This window comes from Acinetobacter sp. Marseille-Q1618 (assembly GCF_902809855.1).
Taxonomy (GTDB): Bacteria; Pseudomonadota; Gammaproteobacteria; order Pseudomonadales; family Moraxellaceae; genus Acinetobacter.
Genome location: NZ_CADDWJ010000002.1, coordinates 65,941 through 87,722, shown reverse-complemented (window position 1 = coordinate 87,722; position 21,782 = coordinate 65,941). Strand labels below are relative to the sequence as shown.

General features: G+C 39.1%; 14 protein-coding genes, 2 tRNA genes and 3 rRNA genes. 8 read left to right on the top strand and 11 right to left on the bottom strand.

Annotated features, from left to right (window positions below; all coding sequences use genetic code 11):
* Positions 1 to 59: 59 nt before the first annotated feature.
* Together HUS24_RS07565 and HUS24_RS07560 are read right to left on the bottom strand one after the other, a co-directional pair.
* Positions 60 to 998 (bottom strand): mechanosensitive ion channel family protein, encoded by a 939-nt coding sequence (locus HUS24_RS07565; protein WP_173911494.1) that lies wholly within the window; start codon positions 996 to 998, stop codon positions 60 to 62.
* Positions 999 to 1,017: 19 nt separating this feature from the next.
* Positions 1,018 to 1,839 (bottom strand): hypothetical protein, encoded by an 822-nt coding sequence (locus HUS24_RS07560; protein ID WP_171531407.1) that lies wholly within the window; start codon positions 1,837 to 1,839, stop codon positions 1,018 to 1,020.
* A gap of 100 nt (positions 1,840 to 1,939) precedes the next feature.
* On the opposite strand from HUS24_RS07560, the gene gspE reads away from it, so the two are divergent.
* Positions 1,940 to 3,427 (top strand): type II secretion system ATPase GspE, encoded by a 1,488-nt coding sequence (gene gspE, locus HUS24_RS07555; protein WP_173911493.1) that lies wholly within the window; start codon positions 1,940 to 1,942, stop codon positions 3,425 to 3,427.
* On the top strand, positions 3,427 to 3,651 hold the full coding sequence (locus HUS24_RS07550) for a hypothetical protein (protein WP_173911492.1): 225 nt from the start codon (positions 3,427 to 3,429) through the stop codon (positions 3,649 to 3,651). Before gspE ends, HUS24_RS07550 begins: the two co-directional genes overlap by 1 nt.
* A gap of 127 nt (positions 3,652 to 3,778) precedes the next feature.
* Here the strand turns inward: HUS24_RS07550 and HUS24_RS07545 are convergent, their stop codons facing one another.
* The 6 genes from HUS24_RS07545 to HUS24_RS07520 all read right to left on the bottom strand — a co-directional run bounded on the left by HUS24_RS07545 (position 3,779) and on the right by HUS24_RS07520 (position 9,288).
* The gene (locus HUS24_RS07545; RefSeq protein ID WP_173911491.1) at positions 3,779 to 4,915 is read right to left on the bottom strand and encodes a GIY-YIG nuclease family protein; all 1,137 of its coding nucleotides are present in this window, start codon (positions 4,913 to 4,915) and stop codon (positions 3,779 to 3,781) included.
* 284 nt (positions 4,916 to 5,199) lie between these two features.
* Positions 5,200 to 5,625 (bottom strand): organic hydroperoxide resistance protein, encoded by a 426-nt coding sequence (locus HUS24_RS07540; RefSeq protein ID WP_173911490.1) that lies wholly within the window; start codon positions 5,623 to 5,625, stop codon positions 5,200 to 5,202.
* Positions 5,626 to 5,729: 104 nt separating this feature from the next.
* On the bottom strand, positions 5,730 to 6,560 hold the full coding sequence (locus HUS24_RS07535) for a carbon-nitrogen hydrolase family protein (protein WP_173911489.1): 831 nt from the start codon (positions 6,558 to 6,560) through the stop codon (positions 5,730 to 5,732).
* A 21-nt stretch (positions 6,561 to 6,581) separates the two neighbouring features.
* Positions 6,582 to 7,112 carry an anti-anti-sigma factor GigB gene (gigB, locus tag HUS24_RS07530; RefSeq protein ID WP_173911488.1) on the bottom strand — a complete coding sequence of 177 codons (531 nt, stop codon included), beginning with the start codon at positions 7,110 to 7,112 and terminating at the stop codon, positions 6,582 to 6,584.
* Positions 7,113 to 7,225: 113 nt separating this feature from the next.
* Positions 7,226 to 8,194: an RsbU family protein phosphatase GigA gene (gene gigA, locus HUS24_RS07525; RefSeq protein ID WP_173912511.1), complete on the bottom strand. Its 969-nt coding sequence runs from the start codon at positions 8,192 to 8,194 to the stop codon at positions 7,226 to 7,228.
* A 146-nt stretch (positions 8,195 to 8,340) separates the two neighbouring features.
* Complete coding sequence (locus tag HUS24_RS07520) at positions 8,341 to 9,288, bottom strand: VacJ family lipoprotein (protein ID WP_173911487.1); 948 nt, start codon at positions 9,286 to 9,288, stop codon at positions 8,341 to 8,343.
* A 583-nt stretch (positions 9,289 to 9,871) separates the two neighbouring features.
* On the opposite strand from HUS24_RS07520, the gene HUS24_RS07515 reads away from it, so the two are divergent.
* The 5 genes from HUS24_RS07515 (at position 9,872) to rrf (ending at position 15,237) form a co-directional block, all read left to right on the top strand.
* A 16S ribosomal RNA gene (locus HUS24_RS07515) occupies positions 9,872 to 11,410 on the top strand.
* Positions 11,411 to 11,469: 59 nt separating this feature from the next.
* Positions 11,470 to 11,546 (top strand) — tRNA-Ile (locus HUS24_RS07510).
* Between the two features lie 46 nt (positions 11,547 to 11,592).
* Positions 11,593 to 11,668: transfer RNA gene (locus HUS24_RS07505), tRNA-Ala, on the top strand.
* A 378-nt stretch (positions 11,669 to 12,046) separates the two neighbouring features.
* Positions 12,047 to 14,939, top strand: a 23S ribosomal RNA gene (locus HUS24_RS07500).
* A gap of 183 nt (positions 14,940 to 15,122) precedes the next feature.
* A 5S ribosomal RNA gene (gene rrf, locus HUS24_RS07495) occupies positions 15,123 to 15,237 on the top strand.
* Together the 16S, 23S and 5S rRNA genes with 2 tRNA genes alongside form the textbook arrangement of a ribosomal RNA operon.
* A 158-nt stretch (positions 15,238 to 15,395) precedes the next feature.
* On the opposite strand, the gene HUS24_RS07490 is transcribed toward rrf, so the two are convergent.
* The gene (locus tag HUS24_RS07490; protein WP_173912510.1) at positions 15,396 to 18,776 is read right to left on the bottom strand and encodes a DEAD/DEAH box helicase; all 3,381 of its coding nucleotides are present in this window, start codon (positions 18,774 to 18,776) and stop codon (positions 15,396 to 15,398) included.
* 197 nt (positions 18,777 to 18,973) lie between these two features.
* Between HUS24_RS07490 and HUS24_RS07485 the strand changes: the two genes are divergently transcribed.
* Complete coding sequence (locus HUS24_RS07485) at positions 18,974 to 20,137, top strand: acyl-CoA dehydrogenase family protein (protein WP_173911486.1); 1,164 nt, start codon at positions 18,974 to 18,976, stop codon at positions 20,135 to 20,137.
* A 70-nt stretch (positions 20,138 to 20,207) separates the two neighbouring features.
* On the opposite strand, the gene HUS24_RS07480 is transcribed toward HUS24_RS07485, so the two are convergent.
* Positions 20,208 to 21,020 (bottom strand): hypothetical protein, encoded by an 813-nt coding sequence (locus HUS24_RS07480; RefSeq protein WP_173911485.1) that lies wholly within the window; start codon positions 21,018 to 21,020, stop codon positions 20,208 to 20,210.
* The gene (locus HUS24_RS07475; RefSeq protein ID WP_173911484.1) at positions 21,013 to 21,768 is read right to left on the bottom strand and encodes a hypothetical protein; all 756 of its coding nucleotides are present in this window, start codon (positions 21,766 to 21,768) and stop codon (positions 21,013 to 21,015) included. The genes HUS24_RS07480 and HUS24_RS07475 overlap by 8 nt, the downstream gene beginning before the upstream one ends.
* Positions 21,769 to 21,782: the final 14 nt, after the last annotated feature.

The window sequence follows — 21,782 nt, the reverse complement described above, 5'->3', positions numbered from 1 at the left end:
ACATCGTTTGATAAGAGGAAGGATTTCAACAGATTGTCTATTTTATTTTCTATAAATCATCATAATTGTTTATCTTGTTTTTTCTCTAATTTGACTTCTTTCTCATTGGCATATGTATCAATATCTTCATTTATGGTGCTATATCCATGAGTATCAGGTCGATCGACAAAACCAATTTTAGGTACAGGAATTTCAATATGACTCTCAACAAAACGGTTGCGAATCAACTCATGAATTTCATCTTTTACTTGTAAATAGTTACTTTGCTTACACCACAAAGCAAAAAGAATTTCGATAGAAGACTCACCAAAAGCTGACACAGTTACACGTGGTTTAGGGTCTGCTAAAACCAGTGGATAAGCATTTGCAACATCAATTAAAACCTCACGTACCTTATTGATGTCTTCATTAAAATTAATGGCTACCGTGATAGAGAGGCGTCGGATCGGAAATTTTGACAAGTTATGTACAGGCGCTCGAATCAATTGTTCATTCGGCAAACGCACATAAACATTATCCATAGTTAATAATTTAACAGACAATAAATCAATAGAGATGACTTCACCTTCGATGGTATGTCCACGAATTAAAGTGATTTGAATGGTATCGCCGACCTCAAAAGAACCTTCACCAATCAAAAATAGACCACTAATTAAGTTGGATGCAGAAGTTTGCGAAGCAAAACCCAAAGCAACCGTTAAAATCCCTGCCGCACCTAAGAATACGCTCAGTTTGAAGCCAGCTTCTTTTAAACTCGCCATGATAAAGATCATGAAAATAAAGTAAAAAATACCACGTCGCCATACTAAGCGTTGATGGGCATTGAAGCGAAAACCAATGGTACGGATAAAAGTGTTGGATACCACACGTGCCAAGATAAAACCGACAAAACATAAAGCAATAGCAACTGCGATTTCACTTAAGCGGTCAAGATTAATATTGGTAAAAATGCCTTTTAAGCTATTTACAATGTCTTTGGGAATATTGGATTCAGCCATATCTAATTACCTCATCCCATTAAAAAAATGAATCAAACATATTAAATAATGCACCCCCAGGTGAACGAGGAGGATGCACATAGCTGACCTCACCCGCTAAAGGTGGGGTACGACTCTCAATTTTAACGCGTGCAGGGCGATCATCACCTTCATAAATGACTTTAATTTGAGAAGTCCATAAGCGCCCAGTACTTTCACTATAAAATAACGGCAAGGCAGGGACCGGCACATTCATACGGTCAAAACGTAACTGATGACTGCTGATGTTATGAAACACAATTGGTGTTACGGCTCTAAATGCACGAGGACGTAATAAATTCAGTTCTGTGCGACCATCTACCGCAGTGGCATAACACATTTCCCCATTGCGGTGATCTGGGCCAAACCAAGTATCTTTCGGTAAAATCACAGGAATATCAAATAATGGTTCTTTTTGTGCTTGTACAAAACCTGATACCCAAAGCGGTGTACTGATATAAAGCGTTCCTCGTTGTCCCGCGGGAATATAAATCGGGTCGACAGGGCGGATTACGACTGAGCGATCTGCTAAACGGGGTAACAGTTGAAAGGTATTATGTGTTTCTCGAAACATATAACGTTCAACATGCACAGGTTGCGGAAAAGCAAAATGAACATCGTGAATGCAATTCCATTGTTGTTCATAGTCATATTGAAATTGTGGGCGATAATATTCAAGTCGCCATTCTTGCAAACCACGTGTTAAACGCATCATCATTGAGCCAAATTGCCAAGCTTTAGCTTGATTTAGCTCAAATTTTTCTTCTCCCCACCATTTTAGATCAGGAAGTTCAGGTTCTAAATGTTCATTTTTTATGGACAAGGCTGTTTATTCCTCTGATCATTTCTTTAAAAAACAGACTTCACGCTGTCATGCGCTTAGAGTACACTCAAAACAATTTTAATCATTCATATAAGTTGTAATGCAAGTCCTTAAACAATTACAAATACCCTATAGCTTTGCAAAACGACATGGCGTGCTATTACGTTATGAAGGCGATCAAGTTTTTATCATTCGTCGTGAAAATACTGCCCAAATTGCCATTCAAGAAGCACGTCGTTATTTAGGACGACTTGCACACCATCAACTGTGTACTGAAACCGAATTTAATCAACTGCTAAGCTCAAGTTATGCGGGTGAAACAGGTGAGTCTCAACAAGTTGCAGCAGGTTTAGAAGATCATCCTGATTTACTTAGTTTAGCAGATCAAGTTCCTGAAACAGAAGACTTAATGGATCAGGAAGATGATGCACCGATTGTCCGCCTCATTAATGCTTTACTCTCTGAAGCCATCCGTGTCGGTGCATCCGATATTCATATCGAAGCTTTTGAAAAGAAATTATCTGTGCGTTTGCGAGTAGATGGTCAACTTCGTGAGATTGTACAACCACGTCGTGAGCTTGCGCCACTTTTGGTATCACGTATCAAAGTTATGGCAAAACTAGATATTGCAGAAAAACGTATTCCGCAAGATGGTCGTATTTCTTTGCGTCTAGCAGGACGTGAAGTGGATGTGCGTGTTTCTACTTTACCTTCGTCACATGGCGAACGTGTTGTAATGCGTTTGCTTGATAAACAAGCAGGACGTTTGAATATGACGCATTTGGGTTTAATGCCAAATGACTATGAACGTTTGACGCAATTGGTACATCGTCCACATGGGATTATTTTGGTGACTGGTCCTACAGGTTCGGGTAAAACCACCACGCTTTATGCAGCATTATCAGACTTAAATGATGGTTCTAAAAATATCCTCACAGCAGAAGACCCAATCGAATATCAGCTTGAAGGAGTCGGACAGACGCAGGTTAATACCAAAGTAGATATGACCTTTGCGCGTGCGTTGAAAGCCATGCTGCGTCAAGACCCTGATGTGGTCATGGTCGGTGAGATTCGTGACCTTGAAACTGCGGAAATCGCAGTTCAGGCATCACTCACAGGTCACTTGGTTTTATCTACTCTGCATACTAATACTGCCATTGGTGCTGTCACTCGTTTAAAAGATATGGGCATTGAACCATTTTTATTATCGAGTTCTTTGATTGGGGTAATTGCACAGCGTTTGGTGAGAACGATTTGTTCGCATTGTCATACATGGCGTGAAGCTGATGATTTTGAAAAAGAAATATTTAAGCCAGTTTCAAATGCGATAGATTTAAAACTTCCTGTGCCGAATGGTTGTGATCATTGTTCGCATACGGGTTTTAGTGGTCGTACAGCGATTTATGAAATCGTGCCGATAGATGAGCAAATGCGTCGTTTAGTGCATGGTAATGCTGCTGAATATGAGCTTGAGGAATATGCACGTCGTGATGCAGGTTCGATTCGTGATGATGGTTTGCGTAAAGTCTTGGCAGGTAAAACCACGATGGAAGAAGTTTTACGTGTGACCAATGAAGCAGCAGAGTGATGAAAGCATTATTCATATCAGGCTTTTTATCTTTTGCACTTTGGGGATGCCATAGTACTGTTACTCAGCCAAAAGCAAAATTTGAAGAGCCTGAACGTGAACAGTGTTATCAGAAGTGTTTAGGTAGTTATAAGGGAAATGCTGAAGGTGCTCGAAATAAATGTTTTCGTATCGCATCTAAATATAAAGAAGGACGTTCATGTTTTGGTGGGCATGGAATATAAAATATTAAAAAGCCTGATTTATGGAAATCAGGCTTTTTAATGGATTACAAGTTATTGAAATTTTTAACTAACATAGTATTTTGCACATAAGATATATTATGTTAGTTTGAGGAAAACTTAAATTTAATTAGTTGGCATTATAGCCAAATTTCCTTGTTAGTAATATATTTTTCCACCAACTCTCTCTGCTTAATATAATTTGATCATCTGTCTTAGATTTAAAAATATCTAATATTGAATACCTAAAGTTTTCTTCTATGTAATCTTTTGACAATTTTTTTAATTCCACATTTCCACCATGACCATTATCAACATAGCATTGCCATCTATTTAAGAGCATATGCTGACCAGATGCAGATCCAACATACATTTTTCCCTTATGAATATCTGTAATTAAATAAACAGCTTTTTGATTCTGTAAAGCTGTTTTCCATGATTCTTTTTCAATAACACGAGAAAGCTCTTTCCAAGATACATTGACATTATCATAGCCTGGAAAAATATCATTATCGAAGATATCAGGAAGTATTTGGTAAACTTCACATTGATTCATTAAAGAACTAGCATTTCTTACAACGGATTGTGAGGTATTTTTATATTTTACAATTACTCGCCCAACAAACTTATTATATTCTATTAAGTTTTCAAACTCATAGCCCATAGCATCACGTAAATCTAGATCTTTAGTGACTTTGCCTATATGAAATAAAAGCCATAGATCTTCTTTAGGTTTAATTCTAAGTAGTCCAATCGTTGTTTGATCTTTTTTGTAGGATTTCTTGCCTTTGTAATTCCAATAATGACCTCTAAGAAGGCCCTGCATATCTCCATTTTTAAAGGCTTCTATAACATTCCAATTCTCTGTGCCATAGTCGAAGTTAAGTCTGATTTTTACATTATCTAAATCTTTAATTTGTAAAATGTCATTTAACATTACTTTATGTTCAATATTCACTAATACAGCTAATCTTTCTAATGCTCTTAGAACTAGTCCAGAGCGAAGACCATGAGAGAGTTCTCCTTCTATAAATCTTTCCGTACGAATAACTGAGGTTAAAAAAGCTAAAATTGTATTCTGATCAAAATTAGCAATACTTTTTTCATCTAACGTAATAAGTGATAAGTCATCTTGATAATTTAAAACCATTTTATCTTTCATTGCTTCAAGGAGGCGGCTTTTAATTTTTTCTATTGGCAGAGTATTATCAGCCTGCAATTTTTCTAAATCAGGTCTGAGTTGTAATAAAGACGTATATACGTTCATAATAAGCTCTTGAAAATAACTATATTTTTATAATTTACAGGAAAAACAATATGATATCAGCTTAATTAATAATCAAAAAACTACATTTGCGTCAATTTGTGTCGCTATATAAATCATAACTATTATAAAAATTCTTACTTATTTAACACAATGAATATTATGAGAAGTTTTTTAATATTTCTGTATTATCAAGTTCTTAAATGATTTCAAGTAATACACTCATTCTGAAAAAGCCGATTATAAAAATCGGCTTTTGAATAAGCGTTTAGATTATTTATAAAGAATCAAACAATCACATTCAATGTCACATCAATATTGCCACGTGTTGCATTTGAATATGGGCAAACGATATGCGCAGCATCAACGAGTTTCTGTGCTTCAGCTTGTTCCATACCTTCCAAATGAATATCTAACTTCACTTCGATGCCGAAACCTGTTGGAATTGGCCCAATACCAACTTTACCTTCAATATAGGCATCAGACGTAATTTTTAAATGGTCACGGTTGGCAACAAACTTCATCGCACCCAAGAAACATGCAGAATATCCTGCTGCAAATAACTGTTCAGGATTGGTTCCACCACCTGCACCGCCCATTTCTTTAGGGACAGCTAGCTTAACATCTAAAATACCATCTGATGAAGTTGCACGACCATCACGACCACCTGTAGCTTTGGCATGCGCGGTATACACTACTTTTTCTAAAGACATACGTATTCCCTGAAGTTTTTAAGTTGGAATAAATATCCTGTCTTAAATTGATGAAAGAATAAGCAGTGATTTTGTAAATTTATTCAATACATTTTACAGTCTAATCAGGGTGAGTATTGCACTAAGACACGATGCTGCATCAAAGGCATAGAGGCACGGATTTTTTCTTGTTCAGCTAAATCAAAAGGTACTGTAATAAGCTGCGCACCTTCAGCATGAGTAATCTCTAAAATTTGACCACGACTATTGGTAGCACCTGTATGTCCCCAAGTTTGACGTTTTTCACCATGCCAACCTTGTTGGGCTGCGCCCAAAACTTGACATTGACTGTCCATTGCACGTGCTTGTAGTAGTAACTGCCAGTGCATCTCACCTGTGGTATAGGTAAATGCCGCAGGCGCAGTTAAAATATTTGCACCTTGTGAACGTAGCGTTAAAGCCAGTTCAGGAAAACGTAAGTCATAGCAAACCATTAAGCCGATATTGCCAAATGGGGTTTTAGCAACAACAACTTCATTGCCAGGTTCAAAGAATTTTGATTCTTGATATCCCCCGACCGAATCACCCACTTGTACATCAAATAAATGAATCTTGTCATAACGAGCTTCAGTGCGTTCAGGACTAATACACAAACTCACTGTGCGTACACGACCATCAGCGATGCTTGAACCATCAGGGCGAAAAGGGCAAGGCAAAGTCCCAGCCACAATCCAAATCTGATATTGATGCGATAAATTTTCTAAACGCTGTTGAAACTCTTCAAAACGCTCAGCCGTTTCTCGTTGTTTCCCAGCGGCAAAGCATACAAAGTTTTCAGGGAAAACGATTAAAGAAGCACCATTTGCTTTACTTTGCTGTATCAACGACTCAACCACACTGAAGTTTGCTTCAATGTCATTTTGCGAGTTCATTTGAACAACAGAAAGTAAAGTCATGATTTTTTCCTTATTTTAAAGCTAAGCGTTGTGCTGTGGCTCAGAATGGGATGCACATTCCATGTCATCTTGCTGTTTTTCGAGTTGTTTGACCAGTGGTTCAAACATATTTTGATTATTCTTATTGAGTTTCATTAAAGTCTTATGTGCATCTAAGACTGTGGTCAGCATGGTGCTGTGGTTTACATTATCATCGAGCAACGCCTGCGTACAGACAGTTGGATCACCGCAATAATTTAAGATGACAAAAACCTGCCCTAAGCCCATGCTATTGGCAAGCGTCGTGATGTCAGGATTTGTGGATAACATAACAGCTTGGATGTGATGAGCTTGTTTGAGCTTTAAGCCTAACTTTGCCAGTACACCTAAAACTGTACTATCTATAAATGTGGTTTGGGTTAAATCAACAATTGCGCCAACGACGTTTTCTTGTTGTTCAATCCGTGCCAAAAGTTTGTCTAAGCTTATACAAGATTGGGCTCGCACTTCACCAATGAGTTTGAAAATATGCGTTCCATTCAAGCTTGCATATTCAACATGACCTGTTGACATATAAATGCCATTTGCAGAGAAGGATTGGAAAATTATCACATAGCGCAACTCTATACTCAAGTATTGACGCGTTAGAGAATAGTCTATATTTAATTAAATTATTGAATTTTATATTAATTCATTCTGCGTAAACTGAGGATAGCAATGTCATCAGCAACGTGATTTGGGGCTTTGAATGATTGATTTTGCAAATGATAGACCAATTGGGAGAATTGTTCATTTAAACCACCTTTATATGGCTCAAGTGCACCATCTGAGCAAATGATAAAGCGTGCATGACGATTTAACACCAATTCAAACTCTTCAACTTCAAGGTCTTCCGTTAAGCCCAAAGGAAAACTACTGGTATTTAATACACGAGGTGCTTGATTGGGTTCAAAAATAATCGGAGGAGGGTAATGTCCCGCACTAGACCATTTTAAAGCATGAGTTTCTAGATTTAAAACACCAACGATCATGGTGATGTGTTTTTCAATATTTTCCTGCACCAACATACCATTAAGTTTTTTAATCAATTCACGTGGTGTCTTAGAGCGACCATGAAAAGCAGCCATCCATGAGGTGAGTAAAGAGCTGGTTACACCATGACCTGAAACATCAGCTAAATAAAAGATAATTTCTTTATCGCTAATTTTCCAATAATCATACCAATCGCCTGATAAATAAGCCGAAGGTTTAAATAAAGTTTCAACCTTGTAATTTTGTAGTTCAATCGGATTGGGTAAAAGTTTTTTCTGTAATTCAGCGGCAGAAGGAAGATCACGACTGTCTTGATTACGTTTATATTGTGCATCAATTTTTAATAAAGAATGTTCAGGATGGGCAGGCAGTCGTGTCCAAATCCAACCTGCTAAAGCACCAAGTTCCCACGCTTGAGAGAGTGCAGTACCTTCATTTTCAAAAGCAATAGCGACCGTTGGAAGATTCCATTGATGTTGTAAATAGTCTTGTACATCCGCAATCGCAATAACAGTTGGATCATATAAATGAATATCTTCAATGTTGATCATTTGCAGACTCGGAAGGGCATTTAGGACTTGGTCTAAATTGGGTATGGTGCGAGTGGGCTGAATGAAATACATAAAGTTAATCAATAATCCTAAAGTAAAACTCATGATGCTGAATATATGGTAGACGATGTAAATACGATAACCAAGAGGTGTTGACTACCCTAAAGGGCTATCAACACCAAAGATTTTTTACAAAATATGTTAAAATATTCTCGAAATTATTGTTCACTGTCTACGGTTTCATCATCAGATACATCATCGACAAAAGAAATCGCTTCAGAACCTAAACCTTTTTTCTGCGCAATATTATAGCTTTGACGTTGTAAATAAATATCACGAATTGCTGCATATCTATCCCCTTGTAACGCACTTTCGAATTCTAATAAACGGGAACGGGCATTAATACCACCCATTAGACGATTACCCCAAATTAAACCCGTTTGATCATTATCATCCATCGGATAAGTTAATGGATTTGCATAACCTTCCGCAACATAATCAAGAGAGTTACGCAAAGTGCTTGGCCCTAAAACTGGTAACATAAGATAAGGACCACTTGGCACACCATAATAACCAAGAGTTGTACCTAAAGTTTCATCTTCATTTGGCATTCCTAAACGTTTTGCTGGATCAGCCAAACCTAAAGAAGTTACTGTATTGATCGTAAAGCGTCCTAAAGTTTTAGCGGCACGTTTAAAACGACCTTGAGCCAATTGATTGACAGCATTCCAAGGTTCACTCAGATTTTTACGGAACGAACTATAAGAACCACGGACATCTTGAGGAACTTTTTGAGAATATTGCACCGCCAATGGGCGAGCAATATTACGATCTAACATATCATTAAAAGCGTAAATTTCACGATTTAACGGCTGTAGTGGATCTTTGACTTCATCTGCTTGGGCGGCATTGGCATTTACTTTTAGATTATCTACTTTGACATTCTTTAATTCTTTTAAAGCATCCAGACGAGGATGTTTACTATCAACAGTTGAATTGTCGGTAGCTACAGTTACAGTAGAGTCTGACTCACTTCCAGTTTGAATGTTCTCTACACTTTCATCTGCTTGAGTGAGTGTATTATTTAAAGATGCATCTTGAGCAAATGCATTTGAGGTCAAGCCTATGCACAGCATACTTGCCCATAAAAAATTTAAACGATGCATATGAATCCTTAATTGAAGTCAATGAAACGAAATAATGAAGTTGTGTAGTCACATTTAGTTTTCAGAATAAATCTATTCTAACAGTAGTTCATTGCGATGTATTTAACCAAAAACATTTAAAAAATGTAAAAAAAATGCTGTTTAGCTTAAAAAAACAACGCTCATGCATAAAAATAAGAAATTTTCTAAATAAATTTAAAAAAGGGGTTGCGTGGGCTTAGAAATGCTGTAGAATGCACATCCATCGGCGGTGATGAAGATTAAAACTTCTGATAAAACAGTGATTTAGCATGAAATGGTTGAGTTGGGTTTTAGCAGGAAGGATTAAAGATAGTTTTCATTATCAGTTGACTTTCTAGTTTAAGAGAGTAATATAGCCGACCTAGCTTGATGCTGACGAAGCATTGAGAAGATCATTAAGAGAATATGAAGAACAACTTGTGTGGATTTTTACTGATTGATTAATCGAAATATTATCATTGATTGATTGGTTTAAATTACTCGAAGTTTATTTGAGAGAATTTGTCAGTAATTGATGAGCCAGAATTGGTGTCTTATTCTTTAATAAAGGCACAAATGATTTTAACTGAAGAGTTTGATCATGGCTCAGATTGAACGCTGGCGGCAGGCTTAACACATGCAAGTCGAGCGGGGTGAGTTGCTTCGGTAACTGACCTAGCGGCGGACGGGTGAGTAATACTTAGGAATCTGCCTATTAGTGGGGGACAACATTCCGAAAGGGATGCTAATACCGCATACGCCCTACGGGGGAAAGCAGGGGATCACTTGTGACCTTGCGCTAATAGATGAGCCTAAGTCGGATTAGCTAGTTGGTGGGGTAAAGGCCTACCAAGGCGACGATCTGTAGCGGGTCTGAGAGGATGATCCGCCACACTGGGACTGAGACACGGCCCAGACTCCTACGGGAGGCAGCAGTGGGGAATATTGGACAATGGGGGGAACCCTGATCCAGCCATGCCGCGTGTGTGAAGAAGGCCTTATGGTTGTAAAGCACTTTAAGCGAGGAGGAGGCTCTTTTGGTTAATACCCAAGATGAGTGGACGTTACTCGCAGAATAAGCACCGGCTAACTCTGTGCCAGCAGCCGCGGTAATACAGAGGGTGCGAGCGTTAATCGGATTTACTGGGCGTAAAGCGTACGTAGGCGGCTTTTTAAGTCGGATGTGAAATCCCCGAGCTTAACTTGGGAATTGCATTCGATACTGGGAAGCTAGAGTATGGGAGAGGATGGTAGAATTCCAGGTGTAGCGGTGAAATGCGTAGAGATCTGGAGGAATACCGATGGCGAAGGCAGCCATCTGGCCTAATACTGACGCTGAGGTACGAAAGCATGGGGAGCAAACAGGATTAGATACCCTGGTAGTCCATGCCGTAAACGATGTCTACTAGCCGTTGGGGCCTTTGAGGCTTTAGTGGCGCAGCTAACGCGATAAGTAGACCGCCTGGGGAGTACGGTCGCAAGACTAAAACTCAAATGAATTGACGGGGGCCCGCACAAGCGGTGGAGCATGTGGTTTAATTCGATGCAACGCGAAGAACCTTACCTGGTCTTGACATAGTAGAAACTTTCCAGAGATGGATTGGTGCCTTCGGGAATCTACATACAGGTGCTGCATGGCTGTCGTCAGCTCGTGTCGTGAGATGTTGGGTTAAGTCCCGCAACGAGCGCAACCCTTTTCCTTACTTGCCAGCATTTCGGATGGGAACTTTAAGGATACTGCCAGTGACAAACTGGAGGAAGGCGGGGACGACGTCAAGTCATCATGGCCCTTACGACCAGGGCTACACACGTGCTACAATGGTCGGTACAAAGGGTTGCTACCTAGCGATAGGATGCTAATCTCAAAAAGCCGATCGTAGTCCGGATTGGAGTCTGCAACTCGACTCCATGAAGTCGGAATCGCTAGTAATCGCGGATCAGAATGCCGCGGTGAATACGTTCCCGGGCCTTGTACACACCGCCCGTCACACCATGGGAGTTTATTGCACCAGAAGTAGGTAGTCTAACCGCAAGGAGGACGCTTACCACGGTGTGGTCGACGACTGGGGTGAAGTCGTAACAAGGTAGCCGTAGGGGAACCTGCGGCTGGATCACCTCCTTAACGAAAGATTGACGATTGGTAAGAATCCACAACAAGTTGTTCTTCATTGATGTATCTGAGGGTCTGTAGCTCAGTTGGTTAGAGCACACGCTTGATAAGCGTGGGGTCACAAGTTCAAGTCTTGTCAGACCCACCACTACTGATAAGAGTGCAGAAAAGCAGAATACATTAAGATCTTAACTGGGGACTTAGCTTAGTTGGTAGAGCGCCTGCTTTGCACGCAGGAGGTCAGGAGTTCGACTCTCCTAGTCTCCACCATGTACTTTAAAGAGTACGGGCTAAATAATAGATTATAGAAATTAATGAATTTGATGAAAATTGAATTGATTAATTTCTGTGATTTATCACAGTTTACTACTTGCTGACGAGGCGGTAGTTAATCATTAACAGAATATATTTGAGTTGAAATAAATTGTTCATACTCGTTTTAGTTAACTTAGCAAGCAATTGTGAAAGTTAAATGAAATGAGTAACTAGCGATAAAACTGAATCAAGCGTTTTGGTATATGAATCTAATTGAAGCTGTACAGTGTTTAGATACACAGTACTTCGAACTGTAAATTAAATAAATAATTTATTATTTACTTAATTGTCTTAATCCTACTTGTAGGGGTTAACGACTGTTTGGGGTTGTATAGTCAAGTAATTAAGTGCATGTGGTGGATGCCTTGGCAGTCAGAGGCGATGAAAGACGTAATAGCCTGCGATAAGCTTCGGGGAGGCGGCAAATATCCTGTGATCCGGAGATTTCTGAATGGGGAAACCCACTTACCATAAGGTAGGTATCATATGATGAATACATAGTCATATGAGGCGAACGAGGGGAAGTGAAACATCTCAGTACCCTTAGGAAAAGAAATCAATTGAGATTCCCTCAGTAGCGGCGAGCGAACGGGGATCAGCCCATTAAGTTATATGTGTTTTAGCGGAATGCTCTGGGAAGTGCGACCGTAGAGGGTGATAGTCCCGTACACGAAAGGGCACATATAATGATGACGAGTAGGGCGAGGCACGTGAAACCTTGTCTGAATATGGGGGGACCATCCTCCAAGGCTAAATACTCCTGACTGACCGATAGTGAACCAGTACCGTGAGGGAAAGGCGAAAAGAACCCCTGTGAGGGGAGTGAAATAGATCCTGAAACCGCATGCATACAAGCAGTGGGAGCCAACTTGTTTGGTGACTGCGTACCTTTTGTATAATGGGTCAGCGACTTATATTCAGTAGCAAGGTTAACCGAATAGGGGAGCCGTAGAGAAATCGAGTCTTAATAGGGCGCATAGTTGCTGGGTATAGACCCGAAACCGGGTGATCTATCCATGAGCAGGTTGAAGGTTGGGTAACACTAACTGGAGGACCGAACCCACTGTCGTTGAAAAGCCAGGGGATGACTTGTGGATAGGGGTGAAAGGCTAATCAAACTCGGTGATAGCTGGTTCTCCCCGAAAGCTATTTAGGTAGCGCCTCGGACGAATACCATTGGGGGTAGAGCACTGTTTCGGCTAGGGGGTCATCCCGACTTACCAAACCGATGCAAACTCCGAATACCAATGAGTACTATCCGGGAGACAGACTGCGGGTGCTAACGTCCGTAGTCAAGAGGAAAACAATCCAGACCGCCAGCTAAGGCCCCAAAATTATAGTTAAGTGGGAAACGATGTGGGAAGGCATAGACAGCTAGGAGGTTGGCTTAGAAGCAGCCACCCTTTAAAGAAAGCGTAATAGCTCACTAGTCGAGTCGGCCTGCGCGGAAGATGTAACGGGGCTAAAACTATATGCCGAAGCTGCGGATGTATACAATGTATACGTGGTAGGGGAGCGTTCTGTAAGCCGATGAAGGTGGATTGAGAAGTCTGCTGGAGGTATCAGAAGTGCGAATGCTGACGTGAGTAACGACAAAACGGGTGAAAAACCCGTTCGCTGAAAGACCAAGGGTTCCAGTCCAACGTTAATCGGGGCTGGGTGAGTCGACCCCTAAGGCGAGGCCGAGAGGCGTAGTCGATGGGAAATTGGTTAATATTCCAATACTTCTGTGTAATGCGATGAGAGGACGGAGAAGGTTAAGTCAGCCTGGCGTTGGTTGTCCAGGTGAAAGGTTGTAGGCATGTATCTTAGGCAAATCCGGGGTACTCTATGCTGAGAACTGATATCAAGCTGTACTTGTACAGTAAAGTGGCTGATACCATACTTCCAAGAAAAGTCTCTAAGCTTCAGTTACACAGGAATCGTACCCGAAACCGACACAGGTGGTCAGGTCGAGTAGACCAAAGCGCTTGAGAGAACTCTGCTGAAGGAACTAGGCAAAATGGTACCGTAACTTCGGGAGAAGGTACGCTGCCGGTGGTGATTCCCCTCGCGGGATGAGCTGTTGGCAGCCACAGAAACTAGGCCCCTGCAACTGTTTATTAAAAACATAGCACTCTGCAAACACGAAAGTGGACGTATAGGGTGTGATGCCTGCCCGGTGCTGGAAGGTTAATTGATGGGGTTAGCGTAAGCGAAGCTCTTGATCGAAGCCCCAGTAAACGGCGGCCGTAACTATAACGGTCCTAAGGTAGCGAAATTCCTTGTCGGGTAAGTTCCGACCTGCACGAATGGCATAATGATGGGGGCGCTGTCTCCAGCAGAGGCTCAGTGAAATCGAAATCGCCGTGAAGATGCGGTGTACCCGCGGCTAGACGGAAAGACCCCGTGAACCTTTACTGCAGCTTGACATTGAACTTTGATCTTACTTGTGTAGGATAGGTGGGAGGCTTTGAAACCGAGACGCTAGTTTCGGTGGAGCCAATCTTGAAATACCACCCTGGTAATATTGAGGTTCTAACTCTGCTCCATAATCTGGAGCGAGGACCATGTCTGGTGGGTAGTTTGACTGGGGCGGTCTCCTCCTAAAGAGTAACGGAGGAGTACGAAGGTGCGCTCAGCGTGGTCGGAAATCACGCGTAGAGTATAAAGGCAAAAGCGCGCTTAACTGCGAGACCCACAAGTCGAGCAGGTACGAAAGTAGGTCTTAGTGATCCGGTGGTTCTGTATGGAAGGGCCATCGCTCAACGGATAAAAGGTACTCTGGGGATAACAGGCTGATACCGCCCAAGAGTTCATATCGACGGCGGTGTTTGGCACCTCGATGTCGGCTCATCTCATCCTGGGGCTGAAGCAGGTCCCAAGGGTATGGCTGTTCGCCATTTAAAGAGGTACGCGAGCTGGGTTTAGAACGTCGTGAGACAGTTCGGTCCCTATCTACCGTGGGCGCTGGAAATTTGAGAGGATCTGCTCCTAGTACGAGAGGACCAGAGTGGACGAACCTCTGGTGTACCGGTTGTGACGCCAGTCGCATCGCCGGGTAGCTATGTTCGGAAGGGATAACCGCTGAAAGCATCTAAGCGGGAAGCCTACCTCAAGATAAGATTTCCCTAGGACTTTATGTCCTCTAAAGATCCGTTCAAGACTAGGACGTTGATAGGTTGGATGTGGAAGTACGGCGACGTATGAAGCTGACCAATACTAATTGATCGTGAGGCTTGACTATACAACACCCAAACAGTTGTTGTATAAAGCTTAATTGATTCATTAAAGATCAAATGATCTAAAAATACTTGATTCAGATAACGCTTGAACATACAATTTCGCTCAAATTAAATTCTGTTAATAACTCTTTTGGAAAAAACCTTAGCAAACAAGTAAGACTAAGCAAGTATCCATAAACAGTTGTGCTGGCGACAATAGCAAGAGTGAACCACCTGATCCCTTCCCGAACTCAGAAGTGAAACCTCTTAGCGCTGATGGTAGTGTGGGGTTACCCATGTGAGAGTAAGTCATCGCCAGCTCATTATTCAAATCCCTCTGATGCTTATAGCGCAGGGGGATTTTTTATGCTAGAAAGAAAAAGAAAGACAGTTCACAAAGATTTTCTCAACAATCATGTGAAGAAAGTATTGCAATGGAAATTTTGCCTCCTGATCTCACTATTCAATCGATTCTTAAATTAATCCAACAAACTCATCACATCATCTTCTGTTAATTTCACTTCATTTTCATGATCTATACTTAAAATAGACTTTGCTAGATCTGCTTTTTTGTTTTGTAAAGCTAAAATTTTCTCTTCTATACTTTGATTGGTAATGAGCTTATACACAAATACAGGCTTATCTTGTCCAATTCGCCAAGCACGATCTGAAGCTTGATCTTCAGCTGCAGGATTCCACCAAGGATCATAATGAATCACAGTATCCGCAGCAGTTAAGTTTAATCCCACACCACCAGCTTTTAAACTAATTAAGAAAACAGGAATATTTCCTGCTTGAAAAGCTGTGATGACCTCATCTCGTTTTCGGGTTTGCCCTGTAAGTTTTACATTTTTAATTTTAAGTTGATTGAGTTCATTTTCAATGATTTGCAGCATAGTGGTGAATTGAGAGAAGATCAAAATTTTACGACCTTCTTCTACCATATTCATGACCATTTCAAGTAATTGCTCAAGTTTTGCAGAAGCAATATTTTCATTTTTAATATGTTCTAATTTAAGTAAACTTGGGTGACAGCAAACCTGACGTAATTTTAATAAAGCATCTAAGATTTGAATTTGACTACGATTAAATCCTTTTTCTGCGATAATTTCACGAATATTTTTTTGCATGGTGGCGCGAACAGCTTCATAGAGTTTAGATTGCTGCTGATTCATGTCGATATTGATTTCAATCGTGGTTTTTTCAGGAAGTTCTTTGGCAACTTCTGTTTTTAAACGGCGTAACATGAAGGGCTTAATGCGTGAAATTAATTTACTTTTAATGTGAATATCTGCATTTTTTTCGATTGGATTTCGATATTTTTTATTAAACACATCCTGACTATATAAAAATCCTGGCATTAAAAAATGGAACAGCGACCATAATTCCCCAAGATGATTTTCCATCGGTGTACCTGTTAGGCATAAACGGTGTTTGGCTTGAATTTGACGAGCAATTTGTGCAGCTTTAGCGCGAGGATTTTTAATATTTTGTGCTTCATCCAAGATTAATAAATGATATTGATGTACTAAAAGTTGTTCTTCATCACGGCTTAATAATGGGTAAGTGCTGAGAATAATATCTGAATTTTCAATATCTTGAAAATACTCAGTACGTTGTTGTCCTTGTAAAACCAAAACTTTTAATTGAGGCGTAAATTTTCCTGCTTCTTTGCGCCAGTTTTGCATCAGTGACGTCGGGGCGATAATCAAAGCAGGATGTTTCTCTAAATGTCCTGCTTGTTTTTCCATGAGAATATGTGCCAAAGTTTGTGCTGTTTTACCCAACCCCATATCATCGGCGAGTATCCCACCATGTTCGGTTTCACGTAAAAACTGTAACCATGCTAAACCCTGTTGTTGATAGGGGCGTAATTCTCCATTAAAGCCTTTAGGTGTTGCGATCTGCTGTTGATAGCTTTGATTGAGTTTGTGTGCAAATTGATATAAACGCTCTGTACCTTGCCACGGCATACCTAAAGTATGACCTAAATCAATCAGTTGTGCTGCATCATAACGGTCAAAACCTGCGGATTCAGGTGACTGCAAAATTTCTTTTAAATAAATCAGAATAGGCTTAATATCTTGCACTTTTAAGGTGAGTTGCGGCTGTTGCTTGCCCAAATTCAATATAAAATAACCATCCTCTTCTAATTCTTCAAAAAATTCTGGCTCTAAAATGGTCGGCATTTTAACAACAAGATGTGATAATAATTTAATCAAATCATAGGTGTTGCCATTTTGATCCTGAATCGTTGCACCGACTTCGAACCAATCTTGTGAGTGTTCTGATTCATCTAAATGCAGTTGTAGATTTTGTGTGGGTAATAAATTAAATAAACTGTCAGGTGTATGCTCAACCTGCCAACCTTTTTGTTCTAATTGATTTTCAGGAATCAGTTGTTCAATCCAACGCGAAGGCTCTGCACAAAAGATTGAATTTTCTGTGACTTGATCAAATGCAGGGCGTTTATTTTTACTGAACTTGCTTAGGTTTTGAAATGTAGGAATGTTTTGTTTTAATTGTTCAATCCATTGTTTTTCACTATTCAAATCACGTTGTTGCCGGACGGATTTTCCGTTGTGATAAACGATCACATTTTCATCAGGATTGCCAGCTTTGATTCGTCCACTTGGATATTCAAATTCGATCTCTGCCATTGCATAATGATGCATATAGGCAATGCGATCATATTGTGGATAGACACCAAAACGTAAAATCGGCTTAGGCTGACCTGTGATGATGTCAATATTTTGAGCCGATTGCGCTTGTGGGAATGCTTCAAAAATTGAATAGGGTTGGATGACTTGTTCAAACTCTGCCAAAAGCTCAACAGGCATTTGTGGCATATTCATTAATTCATCTAACATTTCAATAGAATAAGAAGATTCAAGTCGTCCAACTTGATTGGTCAAACTGTCTAAATAACTCAGTGGATGTGAATAAATAATATAAATGTGCTTCGCATGTTCAGCATCGATTTTTTGTTGTTGTGGATCTAAGAAATTTGCTTTCAGTTTTTCAGTTTGTTGTTCAGGACGCGCATGCCAATCAAACTCAAGTTGATAACATTGTTCTGACCATGTTAGTGCAGGATTTGAGGTATTTAAACTATAGCAAACACCCTTTTGAATCACCATTTTTAATTGTTCTTGATAAATACCTGAAATATCCCACATTGAAGGATAATTATAGATACTTGTATTATTGAAGTTTAATTTGGCAAAAAAATACAGATGATTAAAAATATTTTTGTCTTCGTTAGATACTTTTAAGCGACCATTGGGTACATTGTCATAGCTGGTATAGTGTTCAGTTTTGCTGATATTGCCGTCTTTAGTACGCCGTACTTTATGTACACTGAGTTGTAATTTATTAGAATTTTTCTTTGGTTGAAAAATATAAATAAGTTGATGTTGTGACGCTACTTGTTTAGATTTTTCTACTGCCAATTGCTGACGAAATTGATCAAGCCATGCTTTCGCAGCGTGATGTCTTGTATTTTTTATAGATGATAGATTTTGCTGTGATTGCTGAGAAGTATTCACAGATTGTCCATTTAATTTTTTAAATGGCTGTTCATGTTGATGATCATAATAATAACGTGCCAAAGCAGCTGCATGTTTACAATTAAAGCCAACGGGACAACTACATTCATTCTCAATGATTTTATTTCTGACAAGATCAATGCGAATAAAGGTTTCGTACAAGTCGTTGCCGATAATTTGTGCCTCTATATCCAGTCGGTTATTTTCGAGATGTACATCGAGGGTCTGTAAGTCAATTTTTTTGACGTAGCTTAAACTTCTTTGAATAGTCGCAGTGCTAAAATGTGTTAAAAATTGAGTTAATGTTGTCATCATTGCGTCATATAAAAATGCAAATAGCCCAAGATTGTAATCTATTTCTACGGCTAAAAATAAAAATTACACAGAATAAAAAAGCTCAGATGGCTGAAAAGATCATGACTTTAAAGTTTAAATGATGGTTTTTGCAAACTTAAAAGTACAAAAATCTGTCAGTATAGATTTTAAAATTAATAAGGATGTATGTAAAAATGAATCCAAATCCAATTTATTACAGCCCGCAACATTTTGAATTTGCTGATAGTGTGCGTAAATTTGTACAAAAGGAGTTAATGCCTTATGTGAATGAATGGGAAGAATCAGAAACATTTCCGAAAGTGCTTTATAAAAAAGCTGCTGATATTGGACTGTTAGGTTTGGGTTTTGATGAAAACTATGGCGGTATTTCGGGGACAGATGCATTTCATATTTTATTGTCTTCTATAGAACTCGCTAAAACAGGTTCAGGCGGTTTGTGTGCATCTTTGTTGTCGCACTCGATTGGTGCACCACCCATTAATCATTTCGCATCACCTGAGATTAAAGAACAAGTACTCACACAGATTTTAGCAGGTGAAAAAATTTCTGCTTTGGCAATTACTGAACCCACAGGGGGATCAGATGTTGCAGCTTTGAAAACCAAAGCTGTGCGTGATGGGGATGATTATATTTTAAATGGTGAAAAAACTTTTATTACCTCGGGAATACGTGCTGATTATTATACTGTTGCGGTACGCACTGACCCTGAAGCCAAAGGACCAAATGGCATTTCCATGATTTTGGTTGATGCACATAGTGAAGGCATTAGCAAATCTAAGCTAGATAAAATGGGGTGGTGGGCGTCGGACACGGCACATTTGCATTTTGATAATGTGCGTGTCCCTGCAAAAAATTTGCTTGGTGCTGAAAATATGGGCTTCCTTGTGATTATGAATAACTTCAATATGGAGCGTTTTTTCCTTGCAGCAAGTAGTTATGGTTTTGCACTGACATGTTATGAAGAAGCTTTAGAATGGGCGAGAGAGCGTAAAACTTTTGGTAAACGCTTGGTGGATCATCAAGTAGTACGTCATAAATTGGTAGAGATGGCAACTCGTTTAACTTCGACTAGAGCTTTACTTGAAGATACTGCATACCGTTTGGGGCAACCTGAGTTACAGGGCAATGAGTTGATCGCACAGATTTGTATGCTTAAAAATGTCGCAACACAAACCATGCAGTTTTGTGCGGATGCCGCAGTGCAAACGCTTGGTGGAATGGGTTTTATGCGAGGTACAAAGTCAGAGCGTATTTACCGTGATGTCAAAGTGAATATGATTGGTGGTGGTGCTGAGGAAATTATGAAAGATTTGGCGAGTCGTCAGTTGGGGTATTAGATTTTATACAGTGTTATTATTTTAAGCAGTAATTTATTTATATAAATTACTGCTTTTTATTCATTTAAGATTAACGAACTTCACGTGTTTCTTCTAAATCAATCAAATCTTTTAGTGTAGCAAAATCAACTTTACGTATTTCATATAAAGGTGTTTTCAATAGGCTGTGAACAGCTTCGAAAGTATCAAAATTAGGTTGAACATAACGTTGCAATTCTAGTCTGCTATTTTCATATTTCCATGTATCTGAATATTTTTGTAGTGTTTGCTCAAGCTGTTCGGGTTGTTCACTGAGTTCGGATAATTCTCCATACTGATAAAGTCTAAATTCATTATTAAACTGTTCTAAAAACCGTTTTTTTTCTGCATGATGTTTTAAAAAGTCCGCTGTTTTTCCAAAAATCAGTTCACCGCAAAAATCATCATCTTGATCAAAGGGATTCCCATAAGGATCGGGAAGACGAAGATAATGTTCTTTTTCAATATTCCAAATGACATAATTTTCATCATTAAATTCTTCAAGCTGATAAGCGAGTAGTTTAAGTTGTTCAGCGAAAAAAAATGTATCTACATCATTAAATTCTTCAGGTAACACATCAACCATATAACTAGATTCATCTAAAAATCCTATGTTTGTACGTTGAATCATGACTTGATTTATAGCTTGTAATTCTGTTTCATTGAAAATGTCATAAACATTGTAATTGCTTAAAGTATTTTCTTGTAAATACTCGATGTTCAGCTTTTTAAATGCATGTTGTGCATCTATTAAACTTGAGTAGACACCGACAATTTCACCAATTTGATAATCAGTTAAACTGTAGTAATCGCCTTGATATTCAAATATTTTTTTTCGAATGACATATTTGATATTATTACTCATTTTCTTCTCCATTGGTGATTTTATTGAGTTGTTCTAAAGTGATTTGTCGGATTTCAAAAAATGGTTGTTTAAGTAAAGCATTCATGGATTTGAGTTGTATAAAAGTAAGCTCATCCCAATCTGCTTCTGTGATGCTATTTTCATTAGTACTATAGGTAATTGCTGTAATATTTTGGATCAGATTTTTAAAAAGAGCAGGGCTATCGCTAATGTCATTTAAATTTTTATTAAAAATTTGTTCTTCAAAATGTTCTTCAATGACAGGATAAAGTTGATCAAAATTTAGATCATCAAAATTTTCATTTTGGCTGTCAAAAACTGTATTAAAATCATAATTTGTTAAATAGCTTTGTTCTTCATTTGACCATAAAATATAAATAGGTTTTTGTTGATCAATTTCAATCAGTTGATAATGGAGTACACCTGAAATTTGTGCAAATTCAAATGCATCATCTAATTCCATTTCAGGAATTTCATCATCGATTTCAAATTCTTCTCCTGTTTTTTCAAGCACAAATTGTTCTAATTTTTCATAGGTTTCATCGCTTGCATAACCATTACCAATATCATAGTTACACAATTCACCATCTTCATATAAAGCATCCACAACAAGTTGTTTATATGTCTGAATGGCTTCAGCCTGATCAATATAAATGGCTTGAATACTGCCTGCGACAGCTTGATGGGTTTGATACCATTCATCATTATAGGCAAAGTCATTTTGGCGAATGACATATTTTATTGTCATTGTATTTACTTCCT